The following is a 19,698-nucleotide window of genomic DNA, read 5'->3' as shown; positions in this document are numbered from 1 at the left end:
CAACGTGAGAGGCTGATACTCGGCTATTCGGACGAGCGGTTGAGTACCGACTTGTGACGGCTGTACAGGAAGTAGATCAGCATGCCGACCACGAACCACGCGCCGAACCGCAGCCAGGTCTCCGGCTGCAGGAACGTGATCAGCCAGATCGAGAAGATCACACCGATCGCCGGCACCACCGGCATACCCGGCGTACGGAACGTACGTGGCAGGTCTGGCCTGCGGTAACGCAGCACGATCACGGCGATGCACACCACCACGAACGCCAGCAGGATGCCGATGTTCGTCAGCTCCGCGACCTCGATGATCGGCAACAGCCCGGCCAGCACAGCCGAGATGACACCCGCGATCCACGCCACCCGCACAGGCACCCTGCGCACCGGGTGCGTCTTGGCGAACCACTGCGGCAACAGACCGTCACGGCTCATCGCGAACCACACTCGGGTAACCCCGAGCATGAACGTGAACATGACGGTGAGAATCCCGATGATGGCGCCTGCCGCGATCACCGTGCCCAGCCCGCCGAGGCCGACCGACGCGAACGCCGTCGAGAACCCGCTCGCCGGGTCGATCTGTGTGTAGTCCTGCATTCCCGTCAGTACCAGACAAGCCAGTACATACAGGATCATCGAGATCAGCAGCGAGTACACAATCGCCTTGGGCATGTGCCGCTGCGCGTCTTTCGACTCCTCCGCCGCGGTCGACATGGCGTCGTAACCGAACACAGCGAAGAACACCAATGCGGCGCCACTCATCGCCCCGCCGAGCCCGTCCGGCGCGAACGGCGTCAGGTTGCCGGTCTCGATGTAGAAGAACCCGACCACGATCACCACGAGCACGACCGCCACCTTGATGGCGACCACGATCGTCTCGAACCGGGCGGCCGATCTGATACCCCGCGTCAGCAGGAACGCGATGAGCAGGCACAGAATCACCGCGATCAGGTTGATTTTGTAACTGCCCGGTGGCACTCCATCCGGTTCCGTGCCGGGCGCGCCGAGCATCCACGCCGGCAGGTCGATGCCGATCTGGTCGACCAGGAAGTTGAAGTACCCGGAAATACCGATCGCGACCACGGCCACAATCGCGGTGTACTCCAACAGGAGATCCCAGCCGATGAACCAGCCCACGATCTCGCCGAGCACCGCGTACCCGTAGGTGTAGGCCGACCCGGCCTTCGGAATCAGCCCTGCGAACTCCGCGTACGAGAACGCGGCAGCCGCACTGGCGATCCCCGCGATCAGAAACGAGATCAGAACAGCCGGACCGACCCCGGCCACCCCGTTGGCCGGGTCGCCGTGCGCCACACTGCCGGCCAGGCTGAAGATCCCGGCACCGATGATGCCGCCCACGCCGATGGCCGTGAGCTGCCACAGGCCCAGTGTCTTCTGCAGGCCTTCGCCACTGGAGGTGTCCTCGATCTGCTCGATGGGCTTGCGGCGGAAAATCCCCGACCCGCCACCGAGTCCACTGCGTACGTCAGACATCCACTGAACATAACCCCGCGCCCGGCACTCGGCTGGACGAAAAATTCCCAGTCGGCAGGCAGGCCCGCTCAGTGGGTGAAGACGATTTTTCCGGCGGTTTCACCGGCGAGCATGGCTTTGAAGCCTTCTTCGGCTTGCCTCATCGGGAGTTCCGTGCCGATTTTGGGGCGGACTCCGGTTATGGCACAGAATTTCAGGAGGTCGGCCAGTTCGTCGCGGGTGCCCATGGTCGAGCCGACCACTCGTAGTTGCAGGAAGAACAGGCGCTGCAGTTCGGCGTTCGCGTCGGGACCGCTTGTCGAACCGGAGACCACGATGACACCGCCCGGCTTGAGCGACTTCATCGAGTGGGACCAGGTTGCCTTGCCGACTGTTTCGAAGACGCCGTCGACCCGTTCGGGCAGACGTGCACCGGATTCGAATGTCGCGTGCGCGCCCAGCTCGCTTGCCAGCGCTCGCTTCTCTTCTGAGCGGCCGGTTGCCCAGACGCGGAAGCCGGCGGCACGGCCGAGTTGGATCAGGGCTGTGGCGACGCCGCCGGACGAGCCCTGCACCAGGATCGTCTGGCCGGGCCTGAGCTCGGACTTCACGAACAGCATCCGGTAGGCCGTCAGCCATGCGGTGCCCATGCAGGCGCCTTCGGCGAAGGACAGGCCTTCGGGTTTGGGCAGGGCGTTGCGGGCGGGAACGACCACTGTGTCGGCGAACGTGCCTTGGTGGCGTTCGGTCAGCAGGGTGCGCTTCGGGTCCAGGGTTTCGTCGCCGCTCCATGACGGGGCGCCGATCACCGAGTGCAGGACGACCTCGGTGCCGTCGTCGAGCACGCCCGCGCCGTCGCAGCCCAGGATCATCGGGAACTGGTCGGGTTTGATGCCGACGCCGCGCAACGTCCACAGGTCGTGCATGTTCAGGCTCGCGGCCTTCACCGACACGCGCACCCAGCCGTCCGGGACCGTGGGGTCCGGCCGGGTGCCGACGGTCAACGCGGCAAGCGGGTCATCCGGCTGAGGCGACGCTGCATAGACGGCGAACATGCCTTGCAACTTACCCATTGCCCCATTCGACTGCTTGTGGGCTCGGCCACGGCGTAGTGTCGCAGGTGTGTCGTGGTTGTCGGATTGGTGGAACGCCGTCGAGCTGTGGATCACCCAGCTGCCGTTCCCGGCCCAGTTCGCGGTGGTGATCGCCGTGCTGCTGCCGGTCTGCGCGGGCGGCGCGTGGCTGATCGACCGGACGGTCGATTTCGTCGCGAGCAAGGTGAGCCCGTCGCGGGCCCCGGAACCCCCGATCGGGGACTGCGATTAGGGTGCAAGCCCATGGGGTCGCGTAAACGCATCACGTTCGCCCTGATCGGACTGGTCGTGCTCGTTGTGGCCGGCTGGTTCGTCCGGGAGGCCGCCACGGACTCGGCCCTGCCAGGTGACGACTCGGGCCTGCAGGTCAAAGCGCTGTCGACGCTGCCGCGCGAGGCGACCGACACGTGGCGGCTGATCGAGAAGGGCGGCCCGTTCAAGTCCAACCGGGACGGTGTGGTCTTCGAGAACCGGGAGAAGCGCCTGCCGGCCAAACCGGGCAGCTACTACCGCGAGTACACCGTGCCGACACCTGGCAGCAATGACCGTGGCGCCCGCCGGTTGGTCTACGGCCAGGAACGCGAGCTGTACTACACCGGAGACCATTACGTCTCGTTCGTCCTAGTGGATCCGGGGAAGTAGCAGATGCGGCGCGTGCTGGACGGCAGCAAGATCGCGACCAAGGCGGCGATGCTCGACGCCCTGGCCAGGACCCTGGACTTCCCGGACTATTTCGGGCACAACCTGGACGCGCTCAACGATCTGGTGAACGACCTGCCGCCGGGTGAGCACATCCTCGTCTGGCAGTCCCCGGACGCGTTGCGCAACGGTGACCCGGATGCCTACGAACAGATCCTCGACATTCTCAGCAACGCCGACCGGCTGACGCTGGAACTTGCGTAAGCACGTCGTTTACTGGACCAATCAACGTTTTCCGCCGGCGTACCGGCTCGGGGCGTTGTTGGAGGGGGCTAATAGTCCTGCGGCGTGTTGTCGAATGCGCACCACCGCGCAGGCGAAGTCTTCCACTGTGGGTAGCTCTGTGAATACTCTGGGAAAGGTCGATCGTTGAAACGTGAGTTACCCTCGGGTATTAACTGCCTTGAGGGATTAGACCACACAGGAGGCATCGATGAAGCTGACTCCCCGCCGGTTGGCCACAGTCGCCGCGTTCGCACTCGTCCCGGTCCTCGCTCTCGGCCAGACGGCGTCGGCTGCCAACCAGACGATCAACTACAAGGTCCGCGCCTCGGCCTTCGGCCAGACCGCGGAGCTCGCACTCGCCCAGGACATCAGCGCGACCGGACCGGCGACCGTCGCGCCCGGTGGCGCGGTGCAAATCGTCATCGACCCAGCCGTCAACCAGGTACCCGCTGAGGGCGGCGGCTACACCGTCCGGGAGCTGAAGAATCTGGTCCTCAAGCTCCCCGTACCGGCGAACTCGACGTTCGTGTCGGCCACGACGGCAGGCGGTTCACACCCGTCGACCGTCGCCCTGGAAGGCAAAGACGTCGTACTGCGTGTCCCCGGCCCACTCGCCGGTGGCAAGTCCTTCGAACTGCCGACCGTGACGATCAACCTGACTGCCGGATCCTCCGGCACGATCGCGACCAAGCTCGGCGGAACGAGCTATAACGCCCCGGGCCTGACCTTCACCGTGGTGATCGTCGCGTTCGGCATCCCGATCGACGCGCCCGCGACCGCCTACCCAGACCCAAGCCCAGTCCTGACCAGCACAACCATCGGCTGACAGCGGACGTGTGTTGAGGGCCACCCGGCGCGGGGTGGCCCTCAAGGCATTATGGCCCCATGGCTGACGAACTGGTCCACATCGCGGTCGACCGTGGCGTCGCGACGATCACCCTCGACTCGCCGCACAACCGCAACGCACTGTCACGGCAGTTGCGCGGAGAACTCCGCGATCACCTGACCAAGGCGATCGACGACGACGATGTCCGAGTGATCGTGCTCGACCACACCGGCTCAGTCTTCTGCTCAGGCATGGACCTCAAGGAAGCCGCAGGAACCAACGCAGGCGCCCAGGGCGTGACCGAGTTCCCGCAGATCCTCGACCAGATCCGCACCAGCCCCAAGCCAGTAGTCGCCAAACTGGCCGGCCCAGCCCGCGCAGGCGGCGTCGGCATCGTCGCAGCCGCGGACATAGCCGTAGCCGCAACGACCGCGACCTTCGCTTTCACCGAAGTCCGCATCGGCGTCGTCCCCGCAGTCATCTCAGTGACCGTGCTGCCGCGACTGGCCCCTCGCGCCGCCCACGAACTCTTCCTGACCGGCGAAACATTCGACGCCACCCGCGCGGTGACCATCGGCCTCATCAACTCCGCGGTGGCCCCCGAATCCCTCGACGCCGAAGTCAACCGCTACACCGACATGCTGATCCTCGGCGGCCCAGTAGCTCTGGCCGCAACCAAGGCCCTGCTGCGCACCGAACCCAGGGACTTCCCGACAATGCTGGAGCTCTCAGCCAAATTCTTCGCCAGCGAAGAAGGCCAGGAAGGAATCGCGGCCTTCGCCCAGAAACGCAAGCCGAACTGGATCCCCTAGCAAGCCTTTGCCCACCATGAGAAAAAGCAGTCCCCCACCCAACCCAGGGGGGCGACCCCGCTGCCATTCTATCGGGAATGGGGGCGGGGCAAGGCTTTTCGGGGGATGAACCCGTGCGAATGGGCCGTTCGCACGGGATTCACCTGGTTGGGGTAACTGTCAGCCGGTGTGTTCCAGCGAGGCGCGGAGGGCTTCGTCGTAGCGGTGCAGGATCAGTTCGGCGACGTCTGGGTCTGGGCCCAGGGGGTCGGCGATGATGGCGTCTGGGTCCAGGGACTGGGCTGCGTCGTAGATGCGGTCGGGCAGTAGACCTGGGGCGAGGAACCAGGAGGCGACGGCGATCCGGGTGGCGCCGCGAGCCCGCAGGGTTGCGACAGCCTGGGGGACATCGGGTTTGGCGGCTGCGGCGAACGCTTCGACTGCGCCTGCCCAGCCTGCTTGGACGCGCCAGCGGCGGGCGATTGCGGCGACGGTGGCGTTGGCGCGGGCGTCGGAAGAGCCTGCCCCGGCAAGGATTACGCCCAGGGATGGGTCGTTGAACTGCGCGCCGGCCGTGGTCAGTCTGCGCAGGGCTGCGGACTCCAGGCGGGGGTCTGGGCCCAGGACGTCGGAGACTGTCACCGACAGCCGAGGCGAGCGCTGGCAGGCCTCATGGATCAGCGCTGGGACGTCGACCTTCGCGTGGTACGCCCGGCCTAGGAGCAACGGCACGACGACGACCTCGCCGCGCAGCCCGGCCAGGACGTCGCCCAGCCGGGGTGCCGAGAGGTCCAAAAAGGACACGCGGGCGTCCAGGCCTGGCCGCAGGGCCCGGACGACGTCGACCAGCGATGAGATTGTGGCGGCGGAGCGGGGGTCGCGGCTGCCGTGGGCGACAGCGACGAGTGGGATCACGTCAGGGCTCCAGTCAATCCCCGTGCCCTCAGCACGGCTCGTTCGATCGGCCGGAAGACGAGCAGTTCGATGCCTATCCCGACGAGCAGGATCAGGAAAATCGCCGCCAGCACGGTCGGCATGTCGTTGAAGCTGGAGCCTTCGTTCAGGTAGGCACCCAGACCCAGGCCCAAATCCGGGCTTTGGGCGATCAGTTCCGCGGCCATCAGTGAACGCCATGAGAATGCCCAGCCCTGTTTCAGGCCGGCGAGGTAGCCGGGCAGGGCCGCGGGCAACAGGATGTGCCGAGCCGCGGCGAGACGGCTTGCTCCGAGGGTTTTGCCGACGCGGGGCAGGATCGGGGGGATCTGGTCGATGCCGGCCACGAGTCCGTTGGCGATCGACGGCACGGAACCAAGCAGCACGACGAAGTAGATCGACGCGTCGTTCAGGCCGAACCACAGGATCGCCGCGGGAACCCAGGCCACGGACGGCAACGACTGCAGGCCGCTCAACAGCGGTCCGATGGCCGCACGGACCACGCGGACCTTCGCCACCAGCAGACCCAGCGGTGTCGCGATCACCAGGGCCGCGAGGAAACCCAGGACCGCGCGGTGGATCGAGGTCCACAGCACTTGGAAGATCCGGCCGGTTTCGAACAGTTCCTCGAAGCGGGACCACACCGCGAGCGGGGCGGGCAGCTGGAACTCCGGCCAGATGGCCGCCGCCCACAATGCCTGCCACAGCGCGACGAGCAGGACCAGGGCGACGACCGGCGGCAGGGCAGCGCGCAGGAAACGCCGCCAGCCTGCTTCGGCCTGCCCGGCGGCCGGTGTGTCCAGTGCGTCGAGGCCGGCCTCGACCTTTGACAGGTCCTGGACTTCAGGACTTGGCATGGGTGCTGATCACCTCTCGCAGCCGGGCCGTGATCTCCTCGGTGAGGGTCTCGGCGCCATCCTCTGCGGTGGACCATTCCTGCACGACCCGGCCGGGCCGGGACGACAGCAGGACCACACGTTGCCCGAGCCGGACTGCTTCACGGACATCGTGGGTGACGAACAGGACCGCGGTCGAAGTGCGTTCGTACACGCGCAGAAGCTCGCCCTGCAGAACGTCCCGAGTGATCGCGTCCAGAGCCGCGAACGGCTCGTCCATCAGCAGCAACGGCGGCGCGTCCGTGCCCTGGACCCGCTGGGTCGCGGCCAGCGAACGTGCCAAGGCGACGCGTTGGCGCATGCCGCCGGACAGCTCGTGCGGACGCTTGTGCCCGGCGCCGCCCAGCCGCACCAGATCCAGCAGCTCGCTTGCCTTCGCCTGCCGGTCGGCCTTGCCGAAACCGGCCAGCCGCAACGGAAGCTCGATGTTGCGGCTGGCGGTCAGCCACGGCATCAGCGCGGCCTCCTGGAACATCACCGCCGGGCGGGACGTGTTGAGCGTGATCTCGCCGGTGGTCGGCGCGTCCAGGCCCGCGACGAGGTTGAGCAGCGTGGTCTTGCCGCAGCCGGACGCGCCCAGCAGGCAGACGAACTCGCCGGGCGCGACCTTCAGGTCGACACCGTCCAACGCCGCCACAGCCTGCCGGCCCCGGCCGAAGACCTTGCTCACCCCCGCGAGCTGCACCGCGATGCCGGACTGCACGTGCTCGGAAGTGCTGAGTGTGGCGGTCATAACCCCTCGCTCCTACTTCTTGTCCAGCCCGGCGGCGTCCACCGCGGGTTTGCCGGTCGCCTTCAATGCCTCGTTGAGCGCGCTCAGGTCGGCGAAGCCCTTGAGGTCCGCCGTCTGCTTGACGATGCCCGCGGTGACGGAGTCCTTGGCCAGCTGGGGGAAGGTCGACGCGATCGGGTCGGTGGTCAGCTCGATCGCCTTGAACGCGCTGTCGAGCACCGGCTGGCTCAGCGAGCTGCCCGCCAGCTCCTTGAGCGTCGCGTTGACCACGGTCTTGGCCTCGGCCTCGTTGGACTTGGCCCACTCGATCGCGTTGACGTGGCCACGCAGGATCGCCTGCACGGTCTGCGGGTACTGCTGCAGGAACTGCTTGCGCACGATGATCACCGTGGTCGGGAACCGGCCGTCGGGCCACAGGGTCTTCTCGTCCAGCAGCACCTTCGCGCCCGCGTCGAGCACCAGCCGCGACGACCACGGCTCAGGCAGCCAGGCGCCGTCGAGCTCGCCCTTGCGGAACGCGTCCAGTGTCTTCGGGTTGTCCAGGTTGGTGATCTTGACGTCTTTGATGTTCTTGTCGTGGATCAGCTTCTTGAGCGCCACGTCCTGGGTGTTGCCCAGCGACGGGGTGGCGATGTTCTTGCCCGCCAGCTGATCCACCGACGTGATGTCCGCTTTGGTGACCAGCTGCGCACCGCCCGAGACCGCGCCGGAGATCAGCTGGATCTCGCCCTCGGACTTGGTGAACGCGTTGATCGCCGGGCCCGAGCCGATGAAGCCGATGTCCAGCGACTTGCCCAGCAGCGCGTTGACCTCCTCGGGACCGGCGTTGAAGTTGGTCACCGCGAGCTTGGTGGAGCCGAGTTCCTTGGCGTAGAACTCCTTTTTCTGGCCGATGATCGCCGGCGCGTGGGTGACGTTCGGGAAGTAACCGAGCCGCACTTCGGCCGGTCCCTGGGCCTGCGCCTGGACCGGTGTGTCGCTACCACTGCCGGCACGCGAGCACCCCGCTGCGAGGGCCAGCGCCGCGGTCACCGCGGCGAGTAAGCGAAGTGTGCGACTGGTGCTCACGATGGGTTCCTTTCGGGGCAGGAAAAGGGAAATCAGGGGCCAGGGGAAACAGCGTCTTTGACCGGCAACGGCGCGCCGACCAGACCGGCGGCCAGGGTGGTTCCGTCGCCCGCGTCGACGACCAGGAAGGCTCCGGTCCGGCGGTTGACTGTGTAGTCGTCGATCGGCAGCGGTTCGGCGGTGCGAAGCCTGACTTGGCCGATCTCGTTCAATCGCAAGGACTCTGGCAATTCCACACTGGACAGCTTCTGCTCGTCGAAACGCGAGACGAGCTCGCCGATGACGGCCTGCGTGGTCTTCGTCCCGTGCTTGACGAGAACCCGGGCGTTCGGCCGTAAATCCTTGTCCGCCAACCAGCACAGCGTCGCTTCGAACTCGTCGGCCAGTCGTGGGGGAGTGCTCGCCACGGAGATCAGGTCCCCGCGGGAGATGTCCAGATCATGGGACAAGATCAGCGTGACCGACTGGCCTGCCGTGGCCTCGGCCAGTTCACCGTCCGGTGTGTCGATCCGCGTGACCACACTGCGGGAGCCCGATGGCAGGACGACGATCTCCTCGCCGGGCGTGATGGTACCTGCGGCGACCTGTCCGGCGTAGCCGCGGTAGTCCGGGAACTCGGGTGTGCGCGGCCGGATCACGTACTGCACCGGGAACCGGAACGGAACGTGGTGCGGGTCGGGCTCGACCGGCACGGTCTCCAGGTAGTCCAGCAAAGTCGGGCCGGTGTACCAGGGCGTGTTCGCCGAGCGTTCCACAACGTTGTCACCGACGAGCGCCGAGACCGGGATGGTCTGGACGTCGGCCTCCGCGTAGCCGAGCGCGACGGCGTGGCTGGTGAACTCCTTGGCCGTCAACGCGAAGTTCGACTCGTCGTAACCGACCAGGTCGATCTTGTTGACGGCCAGGACGAGCCGGGGGACGCCGAGCAACGCGAGAACCGCGGCGTGCCGTCTGGTCTGCTCGATCACGCCCTTGCGCGCGTCCACAAGCAGGATGCCCAGCTGAGCTGTCGAGGCGCCGGTGACGGTGTTTCGGGTGTACTGAACGTGCCCTGGCGTGTCGGCGAGCACGAACGAGCGCTTGGGCGTGGCGAAGTACCGGTACGCCACATCGATGGTGATGCCCTGCTCGCGCTCCGAGCGCAAACCGTCCACCAGCAACGACAGGTCCGGTGTCGCCAGTCCGCGGTCCGCGCTGGCGCGGTGCACCGCGTCGAGCTGGTCGGCCAGGACCGACTTGGTGTCGTAGAGCAACCGGCCGACCAAAGTGGACTTCCCGTCGTCCACGCTGCCGGCGGTCGCCAGCCTGAGCAGATCGCTCATCAGAAGTATCCCTCCCGCTTGCGATCCTCCATGGCAGCCTCGGACAACCGGTCGTCGGCGCGGGTCGCGCCACGCTCGGTCAGCCGCGACGCGGCGACTTCGGCGATGACGTCCTCAATGGTCGCCGCGTCCGAGTCGACCGCTCCGGTGCACGACCCGTCACCGACTGTGCGATACCGAATCGTCCGACGTTCCAACGTTTCTCCGGCCCGAGGTCCGCCCCACGGGCCTTCCGCGAGCCACATCCCGTCACGCAGGTAGACCTCGCGCTCGTGGGCGTAGTAGATCGGCGGCAGCTCGATGTTCTCGCGCGCGATGTAGTTCCAGACGTCCAGCTCCGTCCAGTTCGACAAGGGGAACACGCGCACATGTTCTCCCGGACGGTGCCTTCCGTTGTAGAGGTTCCACAATTCGGGACGCTGCCGCTTGGGCTCCCACTGGCCGAAGGAGTTGCGCAGGCTGAAGATGCGCTCCTTGGCCCGGGCCCGCTCCTCGTCACGGCGTCCGCCGCCGAACACCGCGTCGAACTTGTGCTCGGTGATGGAGTCCAGCAACGGCACTGTCTGCAACGGGTTGCGGGTGCCGTCGGGACGCTCGGTGAGCCTGCCGTCGTCGATCCAGTCCTGCACGTGCGCGACCAGCAGACGCAGCCCGTGCTGGGCCACGACCTTCTCCCGGAAGTCGATGACCTCGGAGAAGTTGTGCCCGGTGTCCACATGCAACAGCGCGAACGGCACCGGTGCCGGCCAGAAGGCCTTCAGCGCCAGGTGCACCAGGACCGTCGAGTCCTTGCCGCCGGAGAACAGGATCACCGGCCGGTCGAACTCCCCGGCCACTTCCCGGAAGATGTGGATCGCCTCGGATTCCAGGGCGTCCAGGTTCCCGGTCTTGCGGTCGATGGCGAGCGTCACCGTTATTTCCCCCTTAACCGTGTAGTCCGCATTCGACTTTGTTCTTGCCGGCCCAGCGGCCGCTGCGCGGGTCGGCGCCGAGCTCGACCTTCGCGGTGCAGGGTGCGCAGCCGATGGACAGATATCCGTCGGCCACCAGGAGGTTCTCGAGGATCCCGTGCTGGTCGATGTACTCGCGGAACTGCTCGTCGGTCCACGGCGCGATCGGGTTGATCTTCACCAGGCCGTTGCGGTCGTCCCACTGCACGATCGGAGTGCCGGCCCGGGTCGGCGCGTCCACCCGGCGCACACCGGTGACCCATGCGTCGTAGTTGGCCAGGGTTCGCCTGAGCGGAACCACTTTGCGCATCGCGCAGCAGCGGTCCGGCTCACGCTCGTAGAGCCGCGGCCCTTCTTCGGCGTCCTGCTCGGCGACGGTCTTGTCCGGCAGGGCGTTGATGATGTTCAGGCCCGAGTAGGTCGCCGCGACCGCGTCCCGCAGGCCGATGGTCTCCGGGAAGTGGTACCCGGTTTCCAGGAACAACACGTCGAAGTCCGGCTTGGCCTTGACGGCCAGGTCGATCAGTACCGCGTCCTGCATGTTGGATGCGAGAATCCAGTTGTCGCCGAACGTCTTCGCCGTCCAGGCCAACGCCTCGGTCGCGGTCGCGTCGGCCAGTTGCGCCGACGCCGCTTCAGCGAGCTCCTTCAATTCCTGGGTTGCTGTTGTCACTTGCTGGACACCTGCCCCATAGAGATCCCAACGAACTTCACGGTGAACACGCGGCGGCATGCCGTGCACAGCCAGGCCGCGTGTGGCTCCTCCTGCGGGCGAAGGTCCTCGTCACCGCAGTAGGGGCAATAGAACGGAGTAGCCCTCTCACTCATTTGAGGTCGTCCTCGTCAGCGCGCTGTACCCACTGGGGGAACCGCTCGCCCTCGGACCGGCCCTTGACGTAGTTGCGCACGATCCGCTCGACGTAGCCGGAGAGCTCCGTGGCGGTCACCTTGTGGCCACGCAGTTTCCGGCCGAATCCGGCGTCCAGGCCGAGCCCGCCGCCGAGATGCACCTGGAAGCCCTCGACCTGGTTGCCGTCCGCGTCGGTGACGATCTGGCCCTTGAGGCCGATGTCCGCGGTCTGGATCCGGGCGCACGAGTTGGGGCAGCCGTTGATGTGCACGGTCACCGGGTGCTCGACGCCTGCCTGGATGTCGGCCAGACGTTCCTCCAGTACCGAGACCAGCTCGGCCGCACGGGCCTTGGTCTCGACGATGGCCAGCTTGCAGAACTCGATGCCGGTGCACGCCATCACCCCGCGACGCCACGGCGACGGGTTGGTCTGCAGGCCGAGCTTGGCCAGTTCCGCCGACAGCGCGGGAACTTCCGCCTCGGGCACGTCCAGCACCACGAGCTTCTGCAGCGGGGTGAACCGGACCCGGTTGGAGCCCGCCCGCTCGGCGGCCTTGGCGACCTCCATGAGAACGGAACCCGAGACACGGCCGGCGATCGGCGCGGCGCCGACGTAGAACTTGCCGTCCTTCTGCCTGTGCACGCCGACGTGGTCGACCGGGCGCTCCGGCACTTCGGGTGCCGGGCCGTCGATCATCTTGCGCCCCAGGTACTTCTCTTCCATGATCTCGCGGAATTTCTCGGGGCCCCAGTCGGCCACCAGGAACTTGATCCGCGCACGGTGGCGCAACCGGCGGTAGCCGTAGTCACGGAAGACACTGATGACCGCTTCCCAGACCGAGGGAACCTCGTCGAGCGGGACCCATGCGCCGAGCCGCTTGCCGATCATCGGGTTGGTCGACAGGCCGCCGCCGACCCAGACGTCGAAACCCGGGCCGTGCTCGGGGTGCATCACGCCGACGAACGCGACGTCGTGGATCTCGTGCGCGACGTCCTGCAGGCCGGAGATCGCGGTCTTGAACTTGCGCGGCAGGTTGGAGAACGCCTTGTCGCCGACGTAGGTGTTCTTGATCGCCTCGATCGCGGGCGTGCCGTCGATGATCTCGTCCTCGGAGATGCCCGCCACCGGCGAGCCGAGGATCACACGCGGGCTGTCGCCGCACGCCTCCATCGTGGTCATCCCGGCGGCCTCGAGCTTCTGCCAGATCACCGGCATGTCCTCGACGCGGATCCAGTGGTACTGGATGTTCTGCCGGTCGGTGATGTCGGCGGTGTCGCGTGCGTAGGTCTGCGAGATCTCACCGATGACGTTGAGCTGCTCGGTGGTCACCGCTCCGCCGTCGATACGGATCCGGAGCATGAAGTACTCGTCGTCGAGCTCCTCGGGCTCGAGCGTGGCCGTACGGCCGCCGTCGATGCCGGGCTTGCGCTGGGTGTACAGGCCGTACCAGCGGAAACGTCCACGCAGGTCGGCCGGGTCAATCGAGTCGAAGCCGCCGTGCGCGTAGATGTTCTCGATGCGGTCCCGGACGTTGAGCGGGTTGTCGTCTTTCTTGCTCCGCTCGTTGGGGTTGAGCGGTTCGCGATAGCCGAGTGCCCACTGTCCCTCGCCCCGGCGTTGCTTCGCCCGCTTGGGGGTGGTGGTTGGCGGAGCCATGTGGCGTCCTTCGGGAGTCTGGGCGCTCGCACACGCCAGCTCCGCCCGCCTCAGGGCATGGAAAACCGGCGTATCCGACGCCGGCGGAAGAAACAGCTATCCGGCGAACGGGTCAACGCCGGCACAAGTCACTGTTGACGCGCAGGAAATCGACGTGACGACGAGCCACGAGGATGACCTGCACGACAGCTGACATGACTTCAGCGTGCCACGCGTCCATCAGGTGGTCTACTGCCATCCGCATGCTGGGACGAGGGTCACGCGTACTGGACAAACCCGCGAAGTGCGAGAATTGAACCGTGGCCTCCACGCTCCCCCCTGGTGATCCCGCGCCTGCCGACGGCTCCCTGTCGCCCGGGGCGCTGACCGGGCTGGGCACGCGACCGTTCAGTGTGTACGTACACGTCCCGTTCTGCGCGACGCGTTGCGGTTACTGCGACTTCAACACCTACACAGCCGGTGAGCTGGGAACCTCAGCCTCGCCGGAGTCCTGGCTGGAGGGCCTGCGGCGTGAGCTGGATCTCGCCGCCCACGTTCTGGGAGACGCGCCACCCGCCGACACAGTGTTCGTAGGCGGCGGCACGCCCTCGTTGCTCGGTGCGTCCGGGCTTGCGGACGTGCTCGACGCCATCCGAGCGTCATTCGGCCTGGCCTCGGCGGCCGAGGTCACCACCGAGGCCAATCCGGAATCCACCTCGCCCGGGTTCTTCGCCGGGATCCTGCGAGCGGGCTACAACCGAGTGTCGCTGGGAGCCCAGTCGGTCGCCCCTCATGTGCTGCAGATCCTGGACCGCAAGCACACGCCCGGCCGTCCGGTCGCCGCGGCGGCTGAGGCCCGCGCCGCCGGGTTCGAACACCTCAACCTGGATCTGATCTACGGCACGCCGGGGGAGCGGCCGGACGATCTGCAGGCGTCCTTGGACGCGGTGCTGGACGCGGGCGTCGACCACGTCTCGGCGTACGCGTTGATCGTCGAGGAGGGCACGGCCCTGGCGCGGAGGATTCGCAGGGGAGAGCTGCCGCCGCCGGACGACGACGTGCTCGCCGAGCGGTACGAGCAGGTCGACTCGGTGCTCTCGACCAGTGGTTTCCGGTGGTACGAGGTGTCCAACTGGGCCGCGTCGGTGGCCGCGCGCTGCCAGCACAATCTCAACTACTGGCGCGGCGGCGACTGGTGGGGCGCCGGACCAGGCGCGCACAGCCATGTCGGCGGCGTGCGCTGGTGGAACGTCAAACACCCCGCCCGCTACGCCGCCGTTCTGTCGGAAGGCAAGTCGCCCGCCGCTGCTCGTGAGGTCCTTTCTGAGGAAGACCGGCGGATCGAGCGGGTGTTGCTGGAGTTGCGTCTGCTCGAAGGTGTGCCGCTGGCCATCCTCGACGAGCCGGGCGTGGCCGAGGCGAAGGTCGCGGTGTCGGACGGCCTGCTCAGCCAGGCCGCGTTCGACTCGGGCCGGGCGGTGCTGACCGACGAAGGCCGTCTGCTCGCCGACGGCATCGTCCGCCGCCTGCTGCCTTAGGACTTTTTCAACGCGTCCAGACCGGCGATGAACGTGTCGATGGCGAACTCGAATCGTTCGTGGGCAGTCTCGCCGGAGAACAGCGACCCGGCTGCCAGCAGGTTCGGAAACGTCCCGGCCGGAAGTGACTGCATGTACTCCGTCATCTGGCGGGCGCGTTCAGCCATTTCGCTCGGGTCGAGGTCGCCGGACTTCCAAGTGGACACTTCGGCCGCGTAAGCCTTGCCGTACAAACCAAGCGCGTCGAACGCCCACGCCGCCTGCCGGTCGTCCAGGCCGCCCGCGCGCAGGATTGCCAGCATGCCTTCGCCGTGCCGCAACGCGTTCGGCCCGATCGGGATCATGGCGTTCATGACGACTGTCGCGATCCCGGGATACGCGGTCATCGCCCTGACCTGAGCGAAACACAACTGCTTGAGCTGCTCCCGCCAGTGCGCGGGATCCGCATCCGGCACCTCGACTTCGCCGAGAATCCGGTCGAACATCAGCTCGCACAGCTCATCGCGGTTGCGCACATGCGCGTACAGCGAGGCAGGGCCGGTGCTCAGCGCCTGGGCGACCCGCCGCATCGACAACGCCTCCAGGCCTTCCTTCTCCAGCAGGCCAAGGGCGGTGTCCACGATCTTCTCCCGGCTCAGCGGCTGCCGCGCGGGCTTGCGGCCGGCTGAGCGCCACGGCGGTTCCGGTAGGTCCACGGGAGCACTCTACTTGACACGAACACCGTTCGTAAGTAGAACGGTGTTCGTCAATACGAACACCGTTCGAAACGGAGTCCTCATGCGAGTCCTGATTGCCGGCGCGGGTCTGTCCGGGCTGTCCACGGCGATGTTCCTCGGCCTGCACGGCGTGCCGTCGCTGGTCGTCGAACGGCACGCCACCACGTCGTTGCATCCGAAGGCCCGCGGCCAGTTCCCGCACACCATGGAGGCCTTACGGCTGGCCGGTGTCGATCGGCGCGTGCTGGCGGCCTCGCCACCGGATTTCCAGTTCCGGATCGTGATCGCGCGCAGTGCCGCGGGCCCGGTGTTCAACGAGATCCTGGTGGACGACGCCGGGCCGGATCTGACGGCGTTCTCCACCGCGGGCTGGGCCAATGCCAGCCAGGAACGGGTCGAGCCGATCCTGGCCGAGCGGGCCCGTGAACTCGGTGCGCGGATCAGGTTCTCGACCGAACTCGAGTCGTTCACGCAGGATGCCGACGGCGTCACAGCCGTGCTGCACGACCTGGCCACGGGGGAGAGGGAGACCGTCCGTGCCGACTACCTCGTCGGAGCGGACGGTCATCGAAGCCCGATCCGCGAGGCGCTGGGCATTGGTCAGGCCGGCCGAGGCGTGCTCGGCACCGGCTCAGGCGCGATCTTCGAAGCCGACCTGTCGGCCGTGCTGCCGCCCAATGCCTTGGTATACCTGCAGAATCCCGAGCTACCCGGTGGCAGTGGCGCGCTCGTGAGCACGGACGAACCCAGCCGGTACGCGATCGGGGTGGGCCTCGGCGAGTACTCCGACGAGCGCTGGATCGAGCTGGTCCGGATCGCGGCGGGCATCCCGGACCTCGCGGTGACGCTGCTGCAGACAGGCACCAGCACCGACACCAAGCACTGGGTCGCCGACACGTTCAGCTCAGGCCGTGTGCATCTCGTCGGTGACGCCGTGCGCGTGATGCCGCCGACCGGGGCGTTCGGCGGGAACACCGCGATCCTCGACGGCTTCTACCTGGCGTGGAAGCTGGCGATGGTGGTGAAAGGCGAGGCCGGTCCCGCGTTGCTGGACAGTCACACGCCTGAACGACGGCCTTATTCGGAGTTCATCGCCGAGCAGCAGTACACCTTCTTCGTCCAGCGGATGCGCCCGGATCTCGCCGACGCCGCGCTCACACCGCTGGTGGAGCCGTTCTCCATGCCCTTCTTCGGCTACCGGCATCTCAGCGACGCCGTCGTCCTGGAGCCGGGAGACGACCGGGCGCTCTTGGAACCTGAGCCCACCGGCAGGCCTGGATCCCGGGCGCCGCACGTGCTCGTGCGAGTCGACGGCCGTGAAGTCTCCACGATCGAACTGTTCGGCCGTGGCTTCGTGGTCCTGACCGGCGCGCAGCACTGGGTCGACGAGGCTTCGGCGTTGGGCCTGACCGCTCATCTGCTGGACGGCCCTGAGTGGGCCAAGGCCTACGGCATCACCGAGTCCGGCGCGGTGCTGGTCCGGCCGGACTTCTTCGTGGCGTGGCGGACCCCGGACGCGACTGGAGACCTGCCCGGCGCTTTGAAGTCGGTCACCGCGTCGGCCTCGTAGCGGTAGGTCGGGGCACTCGGCTGGCGAACTCGCACGGATCCGGCACGTCAGCGGACGCGTAGGTGCTCCTCAGCTCAGAGAGCACCGCGCTGCGGCTGAGCGACCCGTCCACCGAGAACATGATCGATGCCGGGAGTGTCTCCGGCTTGGCGAGCGCGACCAGCTCAGGCTGATCTTTGAAGATCTTTTTGAACCGCTCGTAGCCTTGGGCCTTGGTCTCCTGCACGGTGTTGTAGAACCGCCCGTCACCCTCCACGCGCGAGGCCGCCCGTGTCATGGCCTCGTCGGTCTTGAAGTACATCGTCACGATGTTCGGGCATTCCGGCCCGCTCATGGAGTCCTTGGGATAGCTCGAGTCGTACTGGGTCAGGGGTCTTTGCGGCGGCTGGTTGGCAGCCAGGACGATCACCGCCGCACCCGCGATGACCAGCGCGGCGACGGCGATCACCGTGAGCAGCAGGCGAGGTTTCACACCTCGACGGTATCCAGTTTCACCGCGTCGGGATCATCCAGGTCAGGACTTCGGCCTGGAGCAGGGAGATCACCCCGACCACGGCGGTCAGCACCAGCGACCACAGGAATGTCTGCCGCAGCAGCGTGGACTCCTCGCCGGACCTGTCGATCGCGGTGGCCCCGATCGACAGGTTCTGCGGCGAGATCATCTTGCCCATCACGCCGCCGGACGTGTTCGTGGCGCCGGCCAGCGTCGGATCGACACCCAGCTGCTGCGCCGAGATCACCTGCATCGGCCCGAACAGGCTGTTGGTCGACGCGTCCGACCCGGTCAGGAACACCCCGAGCCAGCCGATGTACGCGGAGAACAACGGGAACAGCACACCGGTCGTGGCCAGCGCGAGCCCCAGCGTCTGCGTGGCGCCGGAGTAGTTCATCACGAACGCGATGCCGAGGATCATCATGATCGTGGCCAGCGCCCACCGCATCTGCACGATCGTCCGCAGATAGACCTGGGCCAGCTTCTTCACACCCGCGCCCATGGTCAGGCCCGCGATGATCGCGGCGATCAACGCCATGCTGCCCGCGGAGTACAGCCAGTCGATCGTGAACGACGCCGGATACGGCTGGTTCTTCGTGGTGATGGGTGGCGTCTGGATGACCTGGTTGTGCAGGCCCGGCCACGTGAACATGATGTTGGGCTTCTGCAGCGCGGCCGTGAGGTTCAAGCCCGACGGCATGGACTTCCAGATCGTGCCGATCCGCGACAGCAGGATGACCACGATGAGAATGATGTACGGCGCCCAGCCGTAAAGCGCGCCATGAGGCCTGGCCGTGGTGCCGACTCCTTCCGCCTTCCGGACGGTCTCGCCGTCGAAACCCCAGAGCTGTTTCGGCTGCCAGAACCTCGTCAGCACCCAGAGCGCGACCATCGCGGCGAGCGCGGCGAGCACGTCCACCAGACTCGGGCTGACATAGTTGGACACCAGGAACTGGACCACAGCAAAGGAAAGCCCCGCGGTGAGCACGGCGGGCAACACCTGCGTCATCTTCTTCCACCCGGCCAGCACCACCACCAGGAACCCCGGAATGATCAGTGCCAGCAACGGAAGCTGCCGCCCGACCATGGCGGAGAACAGATTCGTGGCCTCCTCCTGGCTGATGCCCAGCATCGGCCCGGTCAGCCGGCCGAGAATGATCAGTGGATTGCCCAGCCCGCCGAACGCGACCGGAGCAGTGTTGGCCAGCAACGCCAGCACAACAGCCTTGACCGGCGGAAAACCCAGCGCGAACAGCATGGCCCCGGTGATGGCCACCGGAGCCCCGCCGCCCGCGATCCCCTCCAGCAACGCCCCGAACGCGAACGCGATCAGCAAAGCCTGCAGCCTGCGATCCGGACTGAACCCGGCCAGCACACTCTTGACAGTGTCGAACCGTCCGGTCGCGACAGTGACATTGTGAAAATAGACCGCGTGGAAAGCGATCCAGATGACGTTCCACACCCCGAACGCGATCCCCATGGCCGCCGCGTCGAACGCCAGCCCCACCGGCATAGGATAAACAAAGATCGCCACCAGCAAGGCCGTCGCCAGCGCCAGCGCCGCCGACAGATGCGCCGAACGGCGCGCCACCCCCAGAACCACAAGCAGCACAATGACCGGTAGCGCGGCCACAATCGCCGACAGCCACAGCGGACCCGCAGGCTGATAATCCTGGATCACGGCAAACCCCTTCGTCGATGAAGGTCCCTACACAATGGACACCCATAACCCATCGGAGTGAACCCCGACCGAACGGCCCACTCGCACCGTCCCACCCCCCAAATCCGCCCCAAACCCCTTTCCCCCCAACTAGAATTGAAGCCGGGGAGCCCCCTCCCCCTTAGGGAGGGTGGGGGCTGTCATTTTTGGGAAGGGGTGGGAGAAAAGGGTT

At 66.8% G+C, this 19,698-nt stretch carries 21 protein-coding genes; 7 read left to right on the top strand and 14 right to left on the bottom strand.

What is annotated here, in order from left to right; translation table 11 throughout:
• Nucleotides 1-23: 23 nt before the first annotated feature.
• Both JOF56_RS00520 and JOF56_RS00515 read right to left on the bottom strand, forming a co-directional pair.
• Nucleotides 24-1,487 (bottom strand): amino acid permease, encoded by a 1,464-nt coding sequence (locus JOF56_RS00520; protein ID WP_209633273.1) that lies wholly within the window; start codon nt 1,485-1,487, stop codon nt 24-26.
• A 68-nt stretch (nt 1,488-1,555) separates the two neighbouring features.
• Entirely contained in the window at nt 1,556-2,521 is a 966-nt protein-coding gene (locus tag JOF56_RS00515; RefSeq protein ID WP_209633271.1) for a zinc-binding dehydrogenase, read from the bottom strand.
• Between the two features lie 67 nt (nt 2,522-2,588).
• On the opposite strand from JOF56_RS00515, the gene JOF56_RS00510 reads away from it, so the two are divergent.
• The 5 genes from JOF56_RS00510 to JOF56_RS00490 all read left to right on the top strand — a co-directional run bounded on the left by JOF56_RS00510 (nt 2,589) and on the right by JOF56_RS00490 (nt 5,122).
• A complete protein-coding gene (locus JOF56_RS00510; RefSeq protein WP_209633270.1) occupies nt 2,589-2,792 on the top strand; it encodes a hypothetical protein in 204 nt (67 codons plus the stop codon).
• Nucleotides 2,793-2,803: 11 nt separating this feature from the next.
• Entirely contained in the window at nt 2,804-3,202 is a 399-nt protein-coding gene (locus JOF56_RS00505; protein ID WP_209633268.1) for a guanyl-specific ribonuclease, read from the top strand.
• A gap of 3 nt (nt 3,203-3,205) precedes the next feature.
• Nucleotides 3,206-3,463 (top strand): barstar family protein, encoded by a 258-nt coding sequence (locus JOF56_RS00500; protein ID WP_209633266.1) that lies wholly within the window; start codon nt 3,206-3,208, stop codon nt 3,461-3,463.
• A gap of 229 nt (nt 3,464-3,692) precedes the next feature.
• The gene (locus tag JOF56_RS00495) at nt 3,693-4,310 is read left to right on the top strand and encodes a cyclase (RefSeq protein ID WP_209633265.1); all 618 of its coding nucleotides are present in this window, start codon (nt 3,693-3,695) and stop codon (nt 4,308-4,310) included.
• A 59-nt stretch (nt 4,311-4,369) separates the two neighbouring features.
• Nucleotides 4,370-5,122, top strand: a complete 753-nt coding sequence (locus tag JOF56_RS00490) for an enoyl-CoA hydratase-related protein (protein WP_209633263.1) — start codon at nt 4,370-4,372, stop codon at nt 5,120-5,122.
• 159 nt (nt 5,123-5,281) lie between these two features.
• On the opposite strand, the gene JOF56_RS00485 is transcribed toward JOF56_RS00490, so the two are convergent.
• From JOF56_RS00485 to JOF56_RS00450, 9 genes are read right to left on the bottom strand one after another with little or no spacing between them, the layout of a single operon-like run.
• Complete coding sequence (locus JOF56_RS00485) at nt 5,282-6,016, bottom strand: sirohydrochlorin chelatase (RefSeq protein WP_209633261.1); 735 nt, start codon at nt 6,014-6,016, stop codon at nt 5,282-5,284.
• On the bottom strand, nt 6,013-6,891 hold the full coding sequence (locus tag JOF56_RS00480) for an ABC transporter permease (protein WP_209633259.1): 879 nt from the start codon (nt 6,889-6,891) through the stop codon (nt 6,013-6,015). Before JOF56_RS00480 ends, JOF56_RS00485 begins: the two co-directional genes overlap by 4 nt.
• Nucleotides 6,878-7,663 carry an ABC transporter ATP-binding protein gene (locus tag JOF56_RS00475; RefSeq protein ID WP_209633257.1) on the bottom strand — a complete coding sequence of 262 codons (786 nt, stop codon included), beginning with the start codon at nt 7,661-7,663 and terminating at the stop codon, nt 6,878-6,880. The genes JOF56_RS00480 and JOF56_RS00475 overlap by 14 nt, the downstream gene beginning before the upstream one ends.
• Nucleotides 7,664-7,675: 12 nt before the next feature.
• Nucleotides 7,676-8,734 carry an ABC transporter substrate-binding protein gene (locus JOF56_RS00470; RefSeq protein WP_372448357.1) on the bottom strand — a complete coding sequence of 353 codons (1,059 nt, stop codon included), beginning with the start codon at nt 8,732-8,734 and terminating at the stop codon, nt 7,676-7,678.
• Between the two features lie 29 nt (nt 8,735-8,763).
• Nucleotides 8,764-10,053, bottom strand: coding sequence for a sulfate adenylyltransferase subunit 1 (locus tag JOF56_RS00465; RefSeq protein WP_209633252.1), 1,290 nt, complete (start codon nt 10,051-10,053; stop codon nt 8,764-8,766).
• Entirely contained in the window at nt 10,053-10,964 is a 912-nt protein-coding gene (gene cysD / locus JOF56_RS00460; RefSeq protein ID WP_209633251.1) for a sulfate adenylyltransferase subunit CysD, read from the bottom strand. Before cysD ends, JOF56_RS00465 begins: the two co-directional genes overlap by 1 nt.
• A gap of 13 nt (nt 10,965-10,977) precedes the next feature.
• Nucleotides 10,978-11,676 (bottom strand): phosphoadenylyl-sulfate reductase, encoded by a 699-nt coding sequence (locus JOF56_RS00455; protein WP_307854853.1) that lies wholly within the window; start codon nt 11,674-11,676, stop codon nt 10,978-10,980.
• On the bottom strand, nt 11,673-11,831 hold the full coding sequence (locus tag JOF56_RS57535; protein ID WP_245378097.1) for an Insertion element protein: 159 nt from the start codon (nt 11,829-11,831) through the stop codon (nt 11,673-11,675). Before JOF56_RS57535 ends, JOF56_RS00455 begins: the two co-directional genes overlap by 4 nt.
• Nucleotides 11,828-13,510, bottom strand: a complete 1,683-nt coding sequence (locus JOF56_RS00450; RefSeq protein ID WP_209633247.1) for a nitrite/sulfite reductase — start codon at nt 13,508-13,510, stop codon at nt 11,828-11,830. The genes JOF56_RS57535 and JOF56_RS00450 overlap by 4 nt, the downstream gene beginning before the upstream one ends.
• Nucleotides 13,511-13,809: 299 nt before the next feature.
• Between JOF56_RS00450 and hemW the strand changes: the two genes are divergently transcribed.
• Complete coding sequence (gene hemW, locus JOF56_RS00445; RefSeq protein ID WP_209633245.1) at nt 13,810-15,027, top strand: radical SAM family heme chaperone HemW; 1,218 nt, start codon at nt 13,810-13,812, stop codon at nt 15,025-15,027.
• Here the strand turns inward: hemW and JOF56_RS00440 are convergent.
• Nucleotides 15,024-15,722: a TetR/AcrR family transcriptional regulator gene (locus JOF56_RS00440; protein WP_209633243.1), complete on the bottom strand. Its 699-nt coding sequence runs from the start codon at nt 15,720-15,722 to the stop codon at nt 15,024-15,026. The genes hemW and JOF56_RS00440 overlap by 4 nt on opposite strands.
• A gap of 82 nt (nt 15,723-15,804) precedes the next feature.
• Between JOF56_RS00440 and JOF56_RS00435 the strand changes: the two genes are divergently transcribed.
• Nucleotides 15,805-17,313, top strand: coding sequence for an FAD-dependent monooxygenase (locus JOF56_RS00435; protein WP_209633241.1), 1,509 nt, complete (start codon nt 15,805-15,807; stop codon nt 17,311-17,313).
• Here JOF56_RS00435 and JOF56_RS00430 read toward each other — a convergent pair.
• Together JOF56_RS00430 and JOF56_RS00425 are read right to left on the bottom strand one after the other, a co-directional pair.
• Nucleotides 17,294-17,785 carry a permease-like cell division protein FtsX gene (locus tag JOF56_RS00430; protein WP_209633239.1) on the bottom strand — a complete coding sequence of 164 codons (492 nt, stop codon included), beginning with the start codon at nt 17,783-17,785 and terminating at the stop codon, nt 17,294-17,296. The two genes, JOF56_RS00435 and JOF56_RS00430, sit on opposite strands and share 20 nt — an antisense overlap.
• A 19-nt stretch (nt 17,786-17,804) precedes the next feature.
• The gene (locus JOF56_RS00425; protein ID WP_209633237.1) at nt 17,805-19,487 is read right to left on the bottom strand and encodes an L-lactate permease; all 1,683 of its coding nucleotides are present in this window, start codon (nt 19,485-19,487) and stop codon (nt 17,805-17,807) included.
• Nucleotides 19,488-19,698 lie beyond the last annotated feature (211 nt).

Source organism: Kibdelosporangium banguiense (genome assembly GCF_017876405.1).
Lineage (GTDB): Bacteria > Actinomycetota > Actinomycetes > Mycobacteriales > Pseudonocardiaceae > Kibdelosporangium > Kibdelosporangium banguiense.
Note: the sequence above shows the minus strand (reverse complement) of the source record. Positions and strands in the feature narration are given on the sequence as shown.

What these genes read in the sequence shown, in the direction of transcription:
- JOF56_RS00520 (WP_209633273.1), bottom strand. Translation starts at nt 1,487, where the DNA reads ATGTCTGACGTACGCAGTGGACTCGGTGGCGGGTCGGGGATTTTCCGC.
- JOF56_RS00500 (WP_209633266.1), top strand. Translation starts at nt 3,206, where the DNA reads ATGCGGCGCGTGCTGGACGGCAGCAAGATCGCGACCAAGGCGGCGATG.
- JOF56_RS00495 (WP_209633265.1), top strand. Translation starts at nt 3,693, where the DNA reads ATGAAGCTGACTCCCCGCCGGTTGGCCACAGTCGCCGCGTTCGCACTC.
- JOF56_RS00515 (WP_209633271.1), bottom strand. Translation starts at nt 2,521, where the DNA reads ATGTTCGCCGTCTATGCAGCGTCGCCTCAGCCGGATGACCCGCTTGCC.
- JOF56_RS57535 (WP_245378097.1), bottom strand. Translation starts at nt 11,831, where the DNA reads ATGAGTGAGAGGGCTACTCCGTTCTATTGCCCCTACTGCGGTGACGAG.
- JOF56_RS00480 (WP_209633259.1), bottom strand. Translation starts at nt 6,891, where the DNA reads ATGCCAAGTCCTGAAGTCCAGGACCTGTCAAAGGTCGAGGCCGGCCTC.
- JOF56_RS00505 (WP_209633268.1), top strand. Translation starts at nt 2,804, where the DNA reads ATGGGGTCGCGTAAACGCATCACGTTCGCCCTGATCGGACTGGTCGTG.
- JOF56_RS00435 (WP_209633241.1), top strand. Translation starts at nt 15,805, where the DNA reads ATGCGAGTCCTGATTGCCGGCGCGGGTCTGTCCGGGCTGTCCACGGCG.
- JOF56_RS00475 (WP_209633257.1), bottom strand. Translation starts at nt 7,663, where the DNA reads ATGACCGCCACACTCAGCACTTCCGAGCACGTGCAGTCCGGCATCGCG.
- JOF56_RS00490 (WP_209633263.1), top strand. Translation starts at nt 4,370, where the DNA reads ATGGCTGACGAACTGGTCCACATCGCGGTCGACCGTGGCGTCGCGACG.
- JOF56_RS00450 (WP_209633247.1), bottom strand. Translation starts at nt 13,510, where the DNA reads ATGGCTCCGCCAACCACCACCCCCAAGCGGGCGAAGCAACGCCGGGGC.
- JOF56_RS00465 (WP_209633252.1), bottom strand. Translation starts at nt 10,053, where the DNA reads ATGAGCGATCTGCTCAGGCTGGCGACCGCCGGCAGCGTGGACGACGGG.